Genomic DNA, 16,070 nt, shown 5'->3' on the forward strand with positions numbered 1-16,070 from the left:
CAGGGGCGGCATGCTGCCCCTGACTCTCCACCGGCCTTACGGCTTTAACGCCCGCAGGCTGCCGATTTCTTCCCAACCGAAATGCGCTGCTTCGGCCAGCACGTCGCACACTTCACCCCCGGCGGCGACCACGGCCGCGTCGAGCGCAGCGCCGCGCAGCAGATGGCTGACCAGCAATGCGGTGAACAGATCGCCGGTGCCTTTGACCGCCGATTTAACCTTCGGATGGGTAAAGCACTGTGTTTCCTGCCGGGTGACCAGCATCAATCCCACCTCGTCTTCGCGCTGCGCGACGCCCGGCGCGCTGGTGACCAGCACCCATTCGGTGGTGTCGTTCAACAGCGCCTGCGCGGCGTGCTGCGTCTGCTCCCGGCTGCTCAGTTGTCGGCCGCACAGCTGTTCCAGTTCAAAGCCGTTCGGCGTCAGGCCGTTGGCCAGCCGCAGGAACGGCGAGCGATAGCAGTTGACGATGCGCTCATCCACGTAGATCCCTTCACCGTAATCGCCCATCACCGGATCGATATAGATTTTTATCTGAGGATTGAGCGAGCGCACCCGCTGCAGCCAGTTGGCCAGAATATGGCACTGCATCACGTCGCCCAGGTAGCCGACGATCACCGCCCGGGTGCGCTTCATCACGCCGCGGGCAATCAGATCGTCGAGAAAGCCGCCGAACCACTCGCCGGAGATGACGCCGCCGTGCGGCTTGCCGTAATAGGGCGGGCAGCCGAACAGCACGCTCGGCACCTGCAGCGCTTCCAGCCCCTTTTTCAGCAGGGCGCGGTAGGCGATGCCGTTGCCGACGCTGCCGTAGACCACCTGAGATTGAATGCTGATCACGTCGATGGACGGTGACCGCAAGGGTGAAGACTGTTGCATGAGTTACATCCTTGGTTCGTTATTATCCAGCCAGCGGGCGAACACCTGCCGCGCGCGTTGTTCCAGCTGCGCGCCGTGGCGCGCCGCCTGTTCGCGCAGGCTCTGGGGCGCAACGCCGGCCAGTTCCAGCTCGCAGGCATGGCCAATCAGCCAGCGTTCGATATCGCGGTGATCCGCCTCCAGATGGAACTGCAGGCCGAGCGCGAACCCCTGATAGTCGAAAGCCTGATGCGGGCAAATCGCCGTGCCGGCCAGGCAGCGGGCGCCGTCCGGGATCATGAACATATCGCCGTGCCAATGCAGCACCGGCGTATCGGCCAGCGGGGCCAGCACCGAGTCGTCTTGTGCCGCGAGCGTGGTCAGCGGGGCGAAGCCGATCTCTTTGACGCCGAGCGAGATCACGTCGGCGCCCAGCGCCTGGGCGATCACCTGCGCGCCGAGACACACTCCGAGGGTCGGTCGCCGCTGCGCCAGGCGCTGTTTGACCAGCGCCAATTCATGGTCGAGAAAATCGTAGCGCTGCTCACCGGAAAAGTGCTGGGCGGCGCTGATCGGCCCGCCGAGCACCACCAACAGATCGGTCTCTTCATTATTGATAGCACGAATATCATCGCGGCCGGCATCGTAATAATCGATCTGATAGCCACGCAGTGAGAGCAGGGAACCGAGGATACCCAGGTTTTCAAAATTGACGTGTCGAATGGCGACGGCTTTTTTCATTGTTGAACCTCGCTAGCGTGGGTGAACGGCGTCAGCGCCAGCGACTCGCCCAGCACCGTGATGCCTTGCGCGCCGCTCTGGTAGACGATGCGGCGTTCGCTGACCTGGCTGAGCTGCACCTGATAACCCTGCGCGGCCGGGAACAGCGCGCACGCCTGTTCCAGCTGATCGGCTGCCCAGGGGGTGAACATCTGCAGGCGGGCAAAGGCTTTTCCTGCATACTGAATGTCGAGCACGTAATGTTTATCCATGGAACCCCTTACTTTTGGCCGCGGAAACGGGTAATATTATTTGAACTAGTACAAAAGGATTTATGTATGACTTCATTGTATGCAAAAGGCGGCGGCGCTGTCCAGATTGCCGAGCAGATCGCCGCACGCATCAAAGACGGCGCGCTGCGGCCAGGTGAGCTGTTGCCGCCGGTACGCCAACTGGCGGCGGAGCTGGAGGTCAATCCGAATACCGTCGCCAGCGCTTACGCCCGATTGCGCGATGCCGGTCTGGTGGCGACGCGCGGGCGGGCGGGAACGGTGGTGCTGGAGCCGCCGCTGGCGGCGGTGAGTGCGGCCTATGTGCCGCGTCAGGTGCCGGCGGGGATGTGCGATCTTGCCAGCGGCAATCTGGATGCCGCATTGTTGCCGGCGTTGGCGCTTGGCGCGGCGGAGGCGTTCCCGCAGCAAAATGGTTATGACATCAGCGGTGATCTGCCGGTATTGACCGGTATGGGGCGCGAGTGGCTCAGCCGCCAGGGCGTCGCGCTGGGGGAGCCGGCGGTGTTCTCTGGCGCGCTGGATGCGATGGAAAAGGCGCTGCGCTGCCATGTGCAGCCGGGCGCGGCGGTGTGGGTGGAAGATCCCTGCTGGCCGCCGCTATTGACGCTGTTGCGCCACCTGCGCCTGCGGCCGCAGCCGCTGGCGGTAGATGAACAGGGCTGTCGGTTGCCGGAAAGCGGGGCGGCCGGCGCGGTGATCCTGACGCCGCGCGCCCACAATCCGACCGGGGCCTCGCTCTCTGCGCAGCGCGCGCAGCAGTGGCGGCGTTTTCTGCGCGACAACCCGCAGTGTCTGGCGATCGTCGACGATTTCTGGGGGCCGTTGTCGCAGCAGCCGCTGCATTTGCCGTTCGACGGCGATCGCGGCCTGTATGTGCTGTCGCTGAGCAAGTTTCTCAGCCCGGATCTGCGCATCGCGCTGGCCTGCGGCGATCCGACGTTGCTGCAGGCGATGCGCGCCGATCAGTACATCAGCGAACGCTGGGTCAGCCATATCTTGCAGCAGATCGCCGCCAGGCTGTGGAGACAGGCCTTGCAGGAAGGGCAACTGCAGCGGGCGCAACAGGCATATCAGGCTAGAAGGGATGAACTGGTGCAGCGGCTCAATGCATTGAATCACACGGCGCTGGCGGTGGGTGAAGGGCTGCATCTGTGGTTGCCGGTGCGGTCGGAAACCGCCGCCGCGCAGCTGATGGCGCAGCGGGGGTGGTTGGTGCAGGGCGGTGAACCTTTCCGCCTGAAGGGCGGCCCGGCGCTCCGCGTCAGCCTGGCTAACGTCACGCCGGCGCAGTTGGCGCCACTGGCGCAGGATCTGACCGACGCCATGCGTGCCGGGGCGGCGATCAACTAGGCCGGCGTCAGGCTCTCCTCCGCCAGCAGCTATAGCGAGGTGAGCCGGGCGCTCGGTTCGCCGATCGGCGTGCCGATTTCCCCGTCGGCGCTCGGACTTTTTTCCAATATGCTCAAGGCATAAGCCATTTTCCCGCTCCTTTCATCATCAGACATGCCTGACAAATACCCTGCGGGCGGTGAGTGGCTTAATACTGGTTGGCGATAGGGTATTCCATTGATCCAAAACGGCGCAGGACGGCAAAACACCGCGCTGTTACCCCTCCAGCCAGGCCTTCAGACGAATGGCGTCACGGTAATGGCCGTAGCGCGGCTGAGCGCCAAGCAGGATCATCACCACCGGCTGCCCCTTGATGGTGGTGCGCATCACCAGGCAGTGACCGGCCTCGTCGGTAAAGCCGGTTTTCTGCAGCTGGATCTTCCAGGCCGGGTTATTGATTAAGCCATTGGAGCTGCGGTAGACCAGTTGGCCGCGGCCAGGGCGTACGATCTGCTGCTTGTCGGTGCTGAAGCGGCGAATCGACTGATAGCGATAGGCGTGATTGACCATCTTCAGCAGATCGTTGGCGCTCGCCACATTGCGCGGCGTCAGCCCGGTCGGATCGTAGAAGCGGGCGCGTTTCATGCCCATGGCGCGCGCTTTCTGATTCATTTTCGCCACGAAGGCCTTGCGTCCGCCGGGATAATTGCGGCTCAGCGCGGCGGCGGCGCGGTTCTCCGAAGACATCAGGGCGATGTGCAGCATGTCGCGGCGGCTGAGCACCGAGCCGATGGTCAGGCGCGAATGGGTTTTCTTCAGCAGATCGCGATCGGCGGCGGTGACTTTGAGCTTGCTGGCCATCGGACGTTTGCTGTCCAGGGCGACCATAGCGGTCATCAGCTTGGTGAGTGAGGCGATCGGCAGCACGCGATTCGGCTGCTTCTGATAGAGGGTCTTTCCGGTGCGTTGATTGACGACCAGCACCGATTTGGCATTCAGCACCAGCGGCGGCGCAGCCGCATGCGCGGGCGCCAAAACGAACAGCAGGCTGAACAGGAGGGCGGCGCCGAAGCGCCGGACAGGCAGACGGAGAAAAACGTGAGATAAAAGCATAACGGCGGCAATAGTGACCCTAAGTGATTAAAAAATATCAAAAGAGTCTGCCCGGCAAATGTGAAGAAAATAGGGCGATAATCGCTCAAACTGTTACAACAATCCTTTTTGTCGCAGCGTGAGCGGATGGCCTCGTTCAAATCGTAGTCCGCGAGACGTTCTCGCGGCGCCCAGCTCTTGCCATGCCGGCGCAGGATCTGTCTGACGCCATGCGGGCCAGCGCGGCGATCAACTAGGCCAGCGTCAGGCTCTCCTCCGCCAGCAGCTGTAGCGAGGTGAGCCGGGCGCTCGGTTCGCCGATCGGCGTGTCGATGATGAACTCGTCCACGCCGTACTGCTGCTGCAGCAGCGCCAGTTGCTGATGTACCTGCGGCGCGGTACCGAGCAGGATATGGCTTTCCCGCGGCTCGATGCGGTAGTCGGTGGCGCCGGCCTGCTGCACGAAACTCTCTGCCTGCGCCAGGCTGCCGACGGTCACGCTCTGCTCACCGGCGACGTGCACGCGGTATTGCCGAATGTCCGCCGCCAGTGCCGCGGCTTGTTCCGCACTTGGCGCCACGATCGCCGCTACCGCCAGCAGCGCCTTGCGGCCGCCGCTGTGTGCGGCGTAGTGTGCCAGCGCTTCGTGAATGTCTTGCGGATTGCTGTTCAGATGCGCGGCGAACACGAAAATCCAGCCGGACTCGGCCGCCAGCGTCGCGCTCTCTTTGCTGGCACCGAGAAGAAAGCGCTGAGCGCCGTGCGGCGGCAACGGCGTGGCGCTCAGGCCGGGTTCGGCGTCGTCGTTCAGGTAGGCGGTCAGCTGCGACAACTGCTGTGAGAAGGCTGGTTTATTTTGCCGGTCATGGGCGGCTTGCAGCGCCTGGGTGGCAAGCGGCAAACCACCGGGCGCTTTGCCTACCCCGAGATCGACGCGCCCCGGCGCCAGCGCCGCCAGCAGGTTGAAGTTTTCGGCCACTTTGTAGGCGCTGTAGTGTTGCAGCATCACGCCGCCGGAGCCGATACGGATGCGCGACGTCTGGCCGAGCAGGTAACCGATCAGCACCTCCGGCGACGGGCAGGCAAGCTGCGGCGTGTTGTGGTGCTCCGCCAGCCAGAAACGCCGATACCCCCAGCGTTCCGCCTGTTGCGCCAGATGCAGCGTGCGCGCCAGCGCCTGCGCGGCACTTTCCCCGTCGGCGATCGGACTTTTTTCCAATATGCTCAAGGCATAAGCCATTTTCCCGCTCCTTTCATCATCAGATATGCCTGACAAATACCATGCGGGCGGCGCGAGGCTTAATACTGATTGGAGATAGAATATTCCATTGATCCAAAACGGATTTAGATATGCGCAGGACGGCAAAACGGTTCAAATAACGAAGCGTTGAGCGTCGTTCGGTGTAAACGACCCCGGGTATTTTAGAGGCGTGTTTGAGGTTAACATTTCTAAAATACCCGTTCGGAAAAACCTGCTTCTTTAATAAGCTGACAGGTACAGTTTTTTAAACGCGATCGCTTTGCAGTGATACGTAATTTTTCTGCAGCCTTTTGTTGATTTTCATTGCCGGACTTTCTATCCATTTGAAACTCAAATAGGCAAAAATACTTGAGGCTATCATTGATATCGACATGTTAATGTATGGCGAGGCCACAAATATGGATGCGATGACTTGCTGTATTGGAAATGCCCAAAGATAAATGCCGTAGGAGATGTCATTTTTTATCCTCAACCTTTTCATATAGGGCGTCGATGCGCAGTATAACAAGAGAATGGAAGAGAAGACATAAAATAGCGCGGTCTTGCCGATCTCATCGTCGACGATAAAGAAAGCGAGGAGTGCGATAATGGCTGTCGCCAACAGGTCGCGAGTAGTTGCCCGATCTTTCAGTATTGCCAGAAGGCAACCTATTGCAAAAAAAGGATAAAGTAAATAGATGCTTGGACTATCTGATTTCACGATCAGATGACCTTTTAACGGAGTAAAAGGCTCAACGAGTATAACGATGGATATGAATGCGATAAATAGCTTCTTGTAGGGGCCAAAGATAAGACTGACCAAGTATATTAAGAGCAGGTAAGAATATGCCTTCACTTCCATAGGGATAGTCCAAAGCGAGCCGTTTACGGCGTTGGAGGCATTGCTGCTAAAGACACCAGGGAGGTGGTACTGAACATCGAGTTTTAATGTTTTAACGACATAAGACCAAACGTCACTTGATGTGAAATAATCGGAAGGACTTAATGTGCTTAACCAAGGGCTAATAATGAGTGCTGATATGATGACCGTTAGCGCATAAGCCGGAAAAACCCTGAGAAAGCGTGAGCTAACATAATTTATTATTCTGCCATTGGCAAGGAGACTATTGGTAACGAGTAGGCCACTGATTAGGAAAAAGGTTTTTACGGCTAAGCCACCGAATGAAATATGCCCCAGCAAGGTTATTTTGTATAAGATGTCATTACTTCCCTCGGATGGAGATAAGACAAAAGCGTGGGCATAGATAACAAAATAAGCACACAGAATTCTAACTAAATCAAGGTTGTTGTTTTCTCTTTTTATAAATTGATCAATGGTAATAGCTTTCATTAATAAACCACATTATTAAAATTTATCTGTCAGTATATTAACATTGTCGATGCAGGACCGGAAGGTAATTGCTCTGGCGTTCGTTTCCCTCAGAATGGGGCGGGCTCGTTCTGTCATCACTCCCCGTTACAGAACGATACCCGTTGTACCCTTGCTGTAATGACTACAACAGCCCGCGTTGCTGCAGGGTGAAGCGGGTGGCCTCGTTCAAATCGTAGTCCGCGAGACGCTCGCGCGGCACCCAGGCGTAGTCGTCGAACTCGTCGTTGATCGTCACGTCGCGGTTGGCGGCATGGCAGTCGAAAATCAGGTAAATCATGTAGATTTGCTCCTGGCTGCCGTCGGCGTAGGTCTTCATGCGCACGTCATCGCGGAAGGTCCAGGGCGTGATGTTGTCGAGGATCAGCGCGGCGCCCAACTCTTCGCGCACTTCGCGCCGCAGCGCCTGTTCTATTTGTTCACCCGGCTCGACGCCGCCGCCGGACAGCGCCCACTGGCCGGGAAACACGCCTTTGTGCGCCGCCATCTTGCACAGCAGAAAGGCGTTATCGTTTTCAATCAGCGGACAGACAATGATGCGTTGGCGCATGGAAGACTCCTGTCAAAATGGAAAACAACCACTTTAACATGGGGTTTGGCACAGTAGCGTGAGAGAAATCAAAGCGTTGTCTTCGTACAGAGAAGCGGTAACCGCTTCTCTGCGCTACGGTCAGTAGATTTCCGGCACCACCATGTTGTCCGGCACCGGGCTACGGTGGTATTCCGGGCTGCGTTTGCGCTGCGGCAGCGTGATGACGTTGCTTTCGGCTTCTTCATAAGGCACCTGCTGCAGCAGGTGGGTGATGCAGTTCAAGCGGGCCTTTTTCTTGTCGACGCCCTGAACCACCCACCAGGGCGCCTCGGCAATGTTAGTGCGCGCTAACATGATTTCTTTGGCCTCGGTGTAGTCTTCCCAGCGGCGGCGGCTTTCCAGATCCATCGGGCTGAGCTTCCACTGCTTGAGCGGATCGTGAATGCGGCTGAGGAAACGCAGCTCCTGCTCCTCATCGGTGATCGAAAACCAGTATTTGACGATTTGGATGCCGCTGCGCGTCAGCATTTTTTCGAATTCCGGCACGCTGCGGAAAAACTCCTCGTACTCTTCGTCGTTGCAAAAGCCCATCACGCGTTCCACGCCGGCGCGGTTATACCAGCTGCGGTCGAACAGCACCATTTCGCCGGCGGCGGGCAGATGCGCGATATAGCGCTGAAAATACCACTGGGTGCGTTCGCGGTCGTTCGGCGCCGGCAGCGCCGCCACGCGGCAGGTGCGCGGGTTGAGGCGCTGGGTGATGCGTTTGATCACGCCGCCCTTGCCGGCGGCGTCGCGGCCTTCGAAGAGGATCACCAGCCGGTGGCCGGTGCGCATCACCCAATCCTGCAGCTTCACCAGTTCACCCTGCAGGCGCAGCAGTTCGCGGAAGTATTGTTTGCGCCAGGCTTTCTTCGCGTCGCTGTCGACTTCTGCCGCGTCGAAGCGCAGGTCGTCCAGCTCCATTTCCAGCTCTTCATCGTAGCTGTCGTAAAATTCTTGCAGCAGGCGCTGGTTGAAACCGTCATCGCGGTTGAATTCATGCATGGTCATCAGATTTTCTCCGTGTCAGCCCGGTGTTAGAAATGGTTGAAGATCCAGTACAGCACCGCCGACAGCAGTACCGAGGCCGGCAGCGTCAGCACCCAGGCCATCAGCAGATTGCGCAGGGTGGCCATCTGCAGGCCGGAGCGGTTGGCGGCCATGGTGCCGGCGATGCCGGACGAAAGTACGTGCGTGGTCGAAACCGGCAAACCGAAGGCGTCGGCCGCGCCGATGGTGGTCATCGCCACCAGTTCGGCGCTGGCGCCCTGGGCGTAGGTCAGGTGCGATTTACCGATCTTTTCGCCCACCGTCACCACGATGCGGCGCCAGCCAACCATGGTGCCGAGCCCCAGCGCAATCGCCACCACCACTTTCACCCAAAAGGGAATGAAGCGGGTGGCGTTGTCGAGTTCGCCTTTCAACGCGTCGAGGTTGCGCTGCGCATCGGGATTGATCTGCAACTGACGCTCTGCCTTCAGGTGCTTGATGGTCTCGGACGCCAGGTACATGTCATTACGGGTGTTCGACACCGCCTGCGCCGGGATCTTGTCGACCGAGCCGTACTGACGGATTTGATCGCCGATCGCGCCGGCCAGCTGCGCCAGCGCCGGCACCACCTCCGGCGTCAGTTCGCTGGTGCGCACATAGCCGGTCAGCACCTCGCGCGGCGGCGTTTGGCCGCTGGACGGGAACTGGCGCAGCAGCTCGTTTTTAGTTACTTCCGCCAGCGCCGCCACCCGGGGGATCTGCTCCGGCGGCATCGAACGGTTCAGGGCGTAGGCGATCGGCATGGTGCCCACCAGGATCAGCATGATAAGGCCCATGCCTTTCTGCCCGTCGTTGGAGCCGTGGGCAAAGGAAACGCCGGTACAGGTGAGGATCAGCAATCCGCGGATCCACAGCGGCGGCGGGCTATTGTCTTTAGGCGCGCTGTACAGCTGGCGGTTCTTGACGAACAGCTTCAGCGCCAGCAGCAGCAGGCCGGCGAACACGAAGCCGATCACCGGCGACAGCAGCAGCGCGTAGCCCACCTTGATCGCCTGGCCCCAGTCCACGCCGCTGGTGCCGGTGCGGCCGTGGATCAGAGCGTTGGCCACGCCGACGCCGATAATCGAGCCGATCAGCGTATGCGACGACGAGGCGGGCAGCCCGAGCCACCAGGTGCCGAGGTTCCAGATGATGGCCGAGAACAGCAGGGCGTACACCATGGCGAAACCGTTGCCGGTGCCGGCCTGCAGGATCAGCTCAACCGGCAGCAGCGAAATGATGCCGAAGGCCACCACGCCGCTGGAGAGCAACACGCCGAGAAAGTTGAAGAAACCGGACCACACCACGGCGACCATCGGCGACAGCGAGTGGGTGTAAATCACCGTCGCGACCGCATTGGCGGTATCGTGGAAGCCGTTGACGAATTCAAAGCCCAGCGCGATCAGCAGCGCCAGCCCCAATAATAAAAACGGAATGTAACTGGTATAGACGGCGCCGGCGTCGCTGACGTCGTTAAATAAGTTCACCCCGGCAAACGCGATCCCCAGAATTAATAAGAACACAAAAAAAAGAACAGTGAGTCGACTGTTCTTTTGATGCAGCTTGGGCAGGCTGGATGCGGCTGGCACACCCGTTTGAACGGCGCTGTTATCGCTCATAATGACCTTCCTGAAAGGATTGAATGCGGTAGCTGTCGCCTGAAAAGTATTCTGAATGAATGTGGCCTTTTTATGACGAAAATATTAATCATCGGGAACGGCGAAAATCATTAACGCCGATAAATAAAGATTGTTATAACAGCGGGGACGGTCTTGGGTTAACGGCAACAGGCAGGATAAGGCGTTATGGTGCAACGGTTAGCGGAAAAGATGCACAAGCTTGATTTCGATGATGAAGTGACCGGGCTGATCTACGGCCATGTGTTTCGTTCCGGTGAACCTCCGGCGCGCCTGAACTCACAACAGGTCTGCCAGGCTTACCAGGCTTTGCCGTCCGGCGACGGCTTTGTCTGGCTGCACCTCAATCTCAACCACGCGGCGGCGGAGAAGTGGCTGAAAAACCATTTCGCCATTTCCGATTTTTTCTTCCATGAAATTCGGCATGGTTCCCACACGACGCGCATCGAGCGCCAGGGCGACGATCTGTTCGCGGTGCTCAACGACGTGATTTTCCACCCTGAGGACAGCAACCCGGAAACGGCGACGCTGTGGCTCTATTGCTGCCGTGGGCTGGTGGTCACCGTGCGTCACAAACCGGTGCGATTGATTGAACGGCTGCTTGGTCGCCTGACGGCGCTGGAGCTGGCGTCGTCTACCGAGCTGCTGGCGCACCTGCTGGAAGAGCAGGAGGACGTGCTGGAACAGGTGGTGCGGCAGGCTAACCAGTATGTTGATGCCATCGAGGATCGCTTGCTGACCCGCCGCGTCAAACGCAATCGCGCCGAGCTGGGGCGCATGCGCCGCATGTTATTGCGCTTTCAGCGCCTGTTGGCGCCGGAACCGGCCGCGCTGTTTCGGCTGTTGAACCGGCCGCCGGCCTGGCTGAGCCGCGAGGTGGTGCAAGATCTGCGGCAGTTTACCGAAGAGTTCACCGTGGTGTTGAACGATCTCGCCAGCCTGACCGAACGCATCCGGCTATTGCAGGAAGAGCTGGGCGCCAAGCTGATGGAGCAGAATAACCGCACGCTCTACACCCTGACGGTGATCACCGTGCTGGCGTTGCCGATCAACATCGTCGCCGGTTTCTTCGGCATGAACGTCGGGGGGATACCGCTGGCCAGCAATCACCACGGTTTTATCCTGCTGGTGTTGCTGGTCGGCAGTTTTACGCTGATCGCCGGTTATCTGGCGTTCAGGCGCCGGGACGAGTCGTAATTACAGGCGGGCGCGGTACTCTTCTTCCAGCCGGGCATGGGTGCTCCAGAACGGCTGCGGCGCCCGATCGTGCAGGCGATCCAGCAGAATATCCAGATGGGTGTGCCAGCCGCCGGCGACGCTGAGCATCTCGTCGCGGTTGGCCAAGCGCCGGTGGGTGACCGTCAGCAGCACCGCGTTTCCCTGTTCCGTCAGCTCGAAGGTCACTTCGGAAGGGCGCCCCTGATCCTGTTCGGCCCAGGTAAAGCTCAGCAGGCGCGGCGGGAACAGGCAGGTGATGTGGCCGCGGTTGCTGACGCAGCCGCCGTGCTGTTTGTACTTGGCCGGCGGTTGCTCGTGCTCGCCCGCCAGATCGGAATTGCGAAACTCCAGCTCCAGCGGCGCGCCGTTTTCCAACTTCATGGCGCCGGCCGCCAGCCAGGCGGCGCGCTTGTCGGATTCGGTCAGGTAAGCCCACACCCGCTCGATGGGGCCGGGCAGCAGCCGCTGGATGCGCAGCGTGCCGGGTTCGATAATCATGCCGTAATCATTCATGGTTCACTCCTTGGGAGGAAGCTGTTCGGGCTGCAGCAGCGCCTGTTCGAGCGCATCCAGCCGTTCAGTCCAGAAATGTTCATAGGTTTGCAGCCAGTGCATGGCCTGCGCCATAGGCTCGGGTTCGAGCCGGCAGATATGGTTTCTTCCTTGCACGGTGCGTTGCACCAGGCCCGCATGTTCCAGTGCTTTCACGTGCTTGGAGGCGCCGGCGAACGACATCTGCAACGGCGCGGCCAGTTCGCCGATGCTGCGCTCACCGCCGGCCAGCGCGCGTAACATCGAACGGCGGGTCGGGTCGGCCAGCGCATGAAAAATGGCGTCCAGCTGTGAGGAAGATAATTCAACCATATGGTTGAATATAGAACAGGCGGGCTAATATTCAACCGTTTTGTTGAATATTTTTTTGCCCCGGCGAAAAACCGGGGCGACGATCAGGCGCCGGCGTGCGCCAGCAGCGCGTTCAGCAATACGTCAGCGCCGGCGGCGGCCCAGGCGGGGGTGATATCTTCCCGCTCGTTGTGGCTGATGCCGTCCACGCAGGGAATGAAAATCATGGCGGTCGGGGCGACGCGGTTAAGGTAACAGGCATCGTGGCCGGCGCCGGAAATCATGTCGCGATGGCGATAGCCCAACGCTTGCGCGGCTTGACGTACGCTGTCGATGCAGCCCCGATCAAAAGCGATCGGGGGATACTGGAAGATGCGCTCGGCGCGCGCGGTCAGGCCGCCGTCGTTGACGGCGTTCACCGCCGCCCGCAGGCGCTGCTCCATCTGCTCCAGAATTGACTCCTCTGGATGGCGGAATTCGACGCTGAAAAAGACGCGCCCCGGCACCACGTTGCGTGAATTGGGGGTAATTTGCGCCATGCCCACCGTGGCGCGCGCGTCGGGCGCGAAATCCCAACCGATGCGGTTGACCGCCGTGACCAGCGCCGCAAAGCCCAGCAGGGCGTCGCGGCGGCGGTCCATCGGCGTGGTGCCGGCATGGGCGCTGAAGCCGACGACCTCCAGTTCATACCAGCGCTGCCCTTGTGCGGCGGTCACCACGCCGATGTCGAGATGCTCCGCTTCCAGAATCGGCCCCTGTTCGATGTGCAACTCGAAGGCGGCATGGATCGGCGTGCCGCCCACCGGATACTCGCCGGCGTAGCCGATGCGCTCCAGCGCCTCGCCGAGGCTGACGCCGTGCTCGTCGCGGCGCGTCAGACCGTATTCCAGGTCGAATACCCCGGCGAACACGCCGGAGGCGATCATCGCCGGCGCAAAGCGGGCGCCTTCTTCGTTGGTCCAGTTGATCACTTCAATCGCGCGTTCGGTGACGATCTGCCGATCGTTAAGGCTGCGAATCACCTCCAATCCGGCCAGCACGCCGTAGATGCCGTCGAAACGGCCGCCGCGGGGTTGCGAGTCGCCGTGAGAACCGGTGACAACCGGCGCCAGCTCGGGCCGCGCGCCTTCACGGCGCAGGAACATGTTGCCCATCCGATCGACGCGCACGCTGCAACCGGCCTCCAGCGCCCACCGGCGCAGCTGGTCGCGCGCTTGACGATCCTCTTCGCTGAGCGCCAGGCGGGTGACGCCGTTGTCAGCGATGGCGCCGAACTGCGCCATCGCCTGCAGGCTTTGCCACAGGCGCTCGCCGTTGACCCGATGCGTCATGGCTTTTCTCCCGGCGTTTTGGCGGCGTAACGGAAATCGCAGCAGGGAGCGCCGGACATGATGGTCTGGGTGCGCTGCAGTTCAACGTCAGGCGCATAGCCGACGATAAACTGGCTGTCGCGAGCGCAGGAGAGCAGGTGGCCGATGTCTCCCAACCCCATCTCATGATACATCTCGGCGTAGCGGCAGCGGGTGACGTTATAGTCGAAGTGCTGTTCGTCCTGATTGATCACCTCGACGCGCAACGCATCGTCTTTTTCCCACAGGTACTGCAAGGCGGCGAAGCTGCGCAGATCCGCGCCGTTCGGTTCCTGAGCGGCGAACTGTTTGCCCGCCGCGATGGCGGCATTCTCGATGGCTTCGCCGATCACTGCCTGAGCGCGCGTCTTGCCGATTTCACGCACCAGAATCTGGTAGATCGGTTTGATGATTTCCGCCTCGATCTTTCTGCGGGCCAAAATGCCCAATTCGTTATTTGCACAGCTCATCGCCTTGCTCCTCTTGATTTATTGTGGTTTGGCGCCGCCCAACACGGTTTGCGGCTGCCATTTGCCGTCGACTACCCGGTACAGGGTGAAGCTCGGCTGTTGCAGGTTGCCCTGCGCATCGAAGGCAATGGCGCCGGTCACGCCCTGATAATGTATGGCGCGCAGTTTCGGCAGATAATCGGCCGGGTTGGCCGAGCCGGCCTGTTCGATGGCGGCGATCAGCACCCGGGTGGCGTCGTAGGCGAAGGGCGCATGCAGTTCGATGTGAGTGTGGTAACGATCGCGGTAGGCTTGCTCAAACGCCTTGCCGCCCGGCATCTGTTCCAGCGGCAGCCCCGGCTCCAACGCGACGACGCCTTCGCCTTCTTGCTGCGCCAGCGTCAGGAAGGTTTGGCTGACAAAGCCGCCGGCGCCCATCAGCTGCGCGTTCATGCCCAGCTGCTTCAGTTTGCGCGCCAGCGGCGCCGCCTGGGAATCTACGCCGCCGAAGAAGATCAGATCGGCGTTTTTGCTGCGCACGGTGGTCAGTACGGCGCTGAAATCGACGGTCTTGTCATCCACATACTCGCGGGCGACCGGCTGCACGCCCTGGGCCTGCAGCGATTTGATGAACTCGTCCGCCAGCCCTTGGCCGAAAGCGGTGCGATCGTCGATCACCGCGATGCGCTGGGCTTTCAGCGTTTTCACCGCATATTGCCCGGCATAGTTGCCGCCGTCGTCGTCGTGGCCCATCACGCGAAAGCTGGTGTCAAAACCCTGTTGCGTATAGCCGTGACCGGTGGCGACCGGCGCCACCTGGGCGATGCCGGCGTCGTGATAGATGCGCGCCGCCGGGATGCTGGTGCCGGTGTTCCAGTGGCCGACCACCCCGGCGACGCCTTCGTCGACCAAACGTTGCGCCACGGCCACGGCGGTGCGCGGGTCGGACTGGTCGTCCTCGGACACCAGTTTGAAGGTGACCGGTTTGCCGTTCAGCGTCGGTTTCTGCGCGTTAGCGTCGGCGATCGCCAGTTGCGCGCCGTTTTCGAGATCTTTGCCGATGCGCGCGGAAGGGCCGGTCAGCGGCCCGGCCAGGCCGATCAGCACGGTGTCGGCCGCCAGCGCCGGGAGGCTAAGAATCATTGTCATGGCGGCCAGCGCCAACGGTTTGATGCGAATGCTCTGTTGCATGTCATACTCCTGGTGCGGTTAAAAGAAACAACGGTTATTCACCCAAATAGATCTGTTTGATTTTTTCATCGTCCAGCATCTCGGCGGAACGGCCGCTGTGGCTCAGGCTGCCGCTGTCCAACACGTAGGCGCGATCGGTGGACTCCAGCGCCAGGCGCGCGTTCTGCTCGACCAATAGCAGCGTGACGCCGTCACGGGCTAACTGCTTGATGACCGTGAAAATAGCTTCCACCACAATCGGCGCCAGCCCCATCGAGGGTTCGTCCAATATCAGCAGCCGCGGGCGGCTGAGCAGCGCGCGGCCCATCGCCACCATCTGCTGTTCACCGCCCGAAAGCAGCCCGGCCGGTTGGTGCAGGCGCTCGCTCAGCCGCGGGAAGATGGCACACACCCGTTCGAAATCTTGCCGCACCGCCGATTTGTCACGCCGCGCATAGGCGCCGAGCTGCAGGTTTTCCCGCACCGTCAAACGGGTGAAAATGCCGCGTCCCTCCGGCACCATCACCAGCCCCCGTTGCAGCAACCGGTGCGGCGGCGCGCCGCGAATCGAGCAACCGTCGAACAGGATGTCGCCTTCGAACGGCTGCAGGCCGGTCAGCGCTCGCAGGCTGGAGGTCTTGCCCGCGCCATTGGCGCCGATCAGCGTCACCTGTTCGCCGGCGTTCACCGTGAAATCGATGCCTTTGACCGCATGAATGCCGCCATAAGACACTTTGAGATGTTTAACGCTCAGCAGGGCTTCAGACATGCGCGCCGCCTCCCAGATAGGCCTGAATGACCGCCGGTTCGCGCCGCACCTGCGCCGGTTCGCCTTCGGCGATCGCTTTGCCGTAGTCCAGCACCGTCAGGCGATCGCAC

General features: G+C 60.6%; 17 protein-coding genes and 1 pseudogene. 2 read left to right on the forward strand and 16 right to left on the reverse strand.

The window, feature by feature from the left end; all coding sequences use genetic code 11:
* Positions 1-36: 36 nt before the first annotated feature.
* Genes ADK28_RS08820 through ADK28_RS08830 form a run of 3 tightly spaced genes read right to left on the reverse strand, consistent with a single transcriptional unit; the run spans position 37 to position 1,850 of the window.
* On the reverse strand, positions 37-879 hold the full coding sequence (locus ADK28_RS08820) for a PfkB family carbohydrate kinase (RefSeq protein ID WP_048795457.1): 843 nt from the start codon (positions 877-879) through the stop codon (positions 37-39).
* Between the two features lie 3 nt (positions 880-882).
* A complete protein-coding gene (locus ADK28_RS08825) occupies positions 883-1,599 on the reverse strand; it encodes a glutamine amidotransferase (RefSeq protein WP_033640193.1) in 717 nt (238 codons plus the stop codon).
* The gene (locus ADK28_RS08830; protein WP_048795458.1) at positions 1,596-1,850 is read right to left on the reverse strand and encodes a hypothetical protein; all 255 of its coding nucleotides are present in this window, start codon (positions 1,848-1,850) and stop codon (positions 1,596-1,598) included. Before ADK28_RS08830 ends, ADK28_RS08825 begins: the two co-directional genes overlap by 4 nt.
* A gap of 66 nt (positions 1,851-1,916) precedes the next feature.
* On the opposite strand from ADK28_RS08830, the gene ADK28_RS08835 reads away from it, so the two are divergent.
* A complete protein-coding gene (locus tag ADK28_RS08835; protein WP_048795459.1) occupies positions 1,917-3,221 on the forward strand; it encodes an aminotransferase class I/II-fold pyridoxal phosphate-dependent enzyme in 1,305 nt (434 codons plus the stop codon).
* A 255-nt stretch (positions 3,222-3,476) separates the two neighbouring features.
* Here ADK28_RS08835 and pbpG read toward each other — a convergent pair whose 3' ends face one another.
* From pbpG to ADK28_RS08865, 6 genes are all read right to left on the reverse strand, one after another.
* Entirely contained in the window at positions 3,477-4,313 is an 837-nt protein-coding gene (pbpG, locus tag ADK28_RS08840) for a D-alanyl-D-alanine endopeptidase (protein WP_048795460.1), read from the reverse strand.
* A 232-nt stretch (positions 4,314-4,545) separates the two neighbouring features.
* Positions 4,546-5,532 carry an MsnO8 family LLM class oxidoreductase gene (locus ADK28_RS08845; RefSeq protein WP_048795461.1) on the reverse strand — a complete coding sequence of 329 codons (987 nt, stop codon included), beginning with the start codon at positions 5,530-5,532 and terminating at the stop codon, positions 4,546-4,548.
* 265 nt (positions 5,533-5,797) lie between these two features.
* On the reverse strand, positions 5,798-6,883 hold the full coding sequence (locus ADK28_RS08850; RefSeq protein ID WP_048795462.1) for an acyltransferase family protein: 1,086 nt from the start codon (positions 6,881-6,883) through the stop codon (positions 5,798-5,800).
* A gap of 163 nt (positions 6,884-7,046) precedes the next feature.
* Positions 7,047-7,472: a nucleoside triphosphatase NudI gene (gene nudI / locus ADK28_RS08855; RefSeq protein ID WP_048795463.1), complete on the reverse strand. Its 426-nt coding sequence runs from the start codon at positions 7,470-7,472 to the stop codon at positions 7,047-7,049.
* Positions 7,473-7,592: 120 nt separating this feature from the next.
* On the reverse strand, positions 7,593-8,507 hold the full coding sequence (gene ppk2, locus ADK28_RS08860) for a polyphosphate kinase 2 (RefSeq protein WP_048795464.1): 915 nt from the start codon (positions 8,505-8,507) through the stop codon (positions 7,593-7,595).
* 26 nt (positions 8,508-8,533) lie between these two features.
* Positions 8,534-10,144, reverse strand: coding sequence for an inorganic phosphate transporter (locus tag ADK28_RS08865; RefSeq protein ID WP_048795465.1), 1,611 nt, complete (start codon positions 10,142-10,144; stop codon positions 8,534-8,536).
* Between the two features lie 186 nt (positions 10,145-10,330).
* Here ADK28_RS08865 and ADK28_RS08870 point away from each other — a divergent pair, with 186 nt between their 5' ends.
* Positions 10,331-11,359 carry a transporter gene (locus ADK28_RS08870; protein WP_016927615.1) on the forward strand — a complete coding sequence of 343 codons (1,029 nt, stop codon included), beginning with the start codon at positions 10,331-10,333 and terminating at the stop codon, positions 11,357-11,359.
* On the opposite strand, the gene ADK28_RS08875 is transcribed toward ADK28_RS08870, so the two are convergent.
* From ADK28_RS08875 to ADK28_RS29935, 7 genes and pseudogenes are all read right to left on the reverse strand, one after another.
* Complete coding sequence (locus ADK28_RS08875; protein WP_048795466.1) at positions 11,360-11,893, reverse strand: SRPBCC family protein; 534 nt, start codon at positions 11,891-11,893, stop codon at positions 11,360-11,362.
* Positions 11,894-11,896: 3 nt separating this feature from the next.
* Positions 11,897-12,244, reverse strand: coding sequence for an ArsR/SmtB family transcription factor (locus ADK28_RS08880; RefSeq protein WP_004938187.1), 348 nt, complete (start codon positions 12,242-12,244; stop codon positions 11,897-11,899).
* Positions 12,245-12,327: 83 nt separating this feature from the next.
* Positions 12,328-13,554, reverse strand: a complete 1,227-nt coding sequence (locus tag ADK28_RS08885) for a Zn-dependent hydrolase (RefSeq protein ID WP_048795467.1) — start codon at positions 13,552-13,554, stop codon at positions 12,328-12,330.
* Positions 13,551-14,042, reverse strand: a complete 492-nt coding sequence (locus tag ADK28_RS08890) for an L-2-amino-thiazoline-4-carboxylic acid hydrolase (RefSeq protein ID WP_016927618.1) — start codon at positions 14,040-14,042, stop codon at positions 13,551-13,553. Before ADK28_RS08890 ends, ADK28_RS08885 begins: the two co-directional genes overlap by 4 nt.
* An 18-nt stretch (positions 14,043-14,060) precedes the next feature.
* On the reverse strand, positions 14,061-15,170 hold the full coding sequence (locus ADK28_RS08895) for a branched-chain amino acid ABC transporter substrate-binding protein (RefSeq protein ID WP_370531000.1): 1,110 nt from the start codon (positions 15,168-15,170) through the stop codon (positions 14,061-14,063).
* Positions 15,171-15,246: 76 nt separating this feature from the next.
* On the reverse strand, positions 15,247-15,960 hold the full coding sequence (locus ADK28_RS08900; protein WP_033640203.1) for an ABC transporter ATP-binding protein: 714 nt from the start codon (positions 15,958-15,960) through the stop codon (positions 15,247-15,249).
* Positions 15,953-16,070: pseudogene (locus ADK28_RS29935) on the reverse strand (ABC transporter ATP-binding protein); the annotation flags it as partial. The gene ADK28_RS08900 and the pseudogene ADK28_RS29935, both read right to left, overlap by 8 nt.

The sequence above is a fragment of the Serratia sp. 506_PEND genome, from assembly GCF_001076875.1.
GTDB classification, from domain to species: Bacteria; Pseudomonadota; Gammaproteobacteria; order Enterobacterales; family Enterobacteriaceae; genus Serratia; species Serratia marcescens.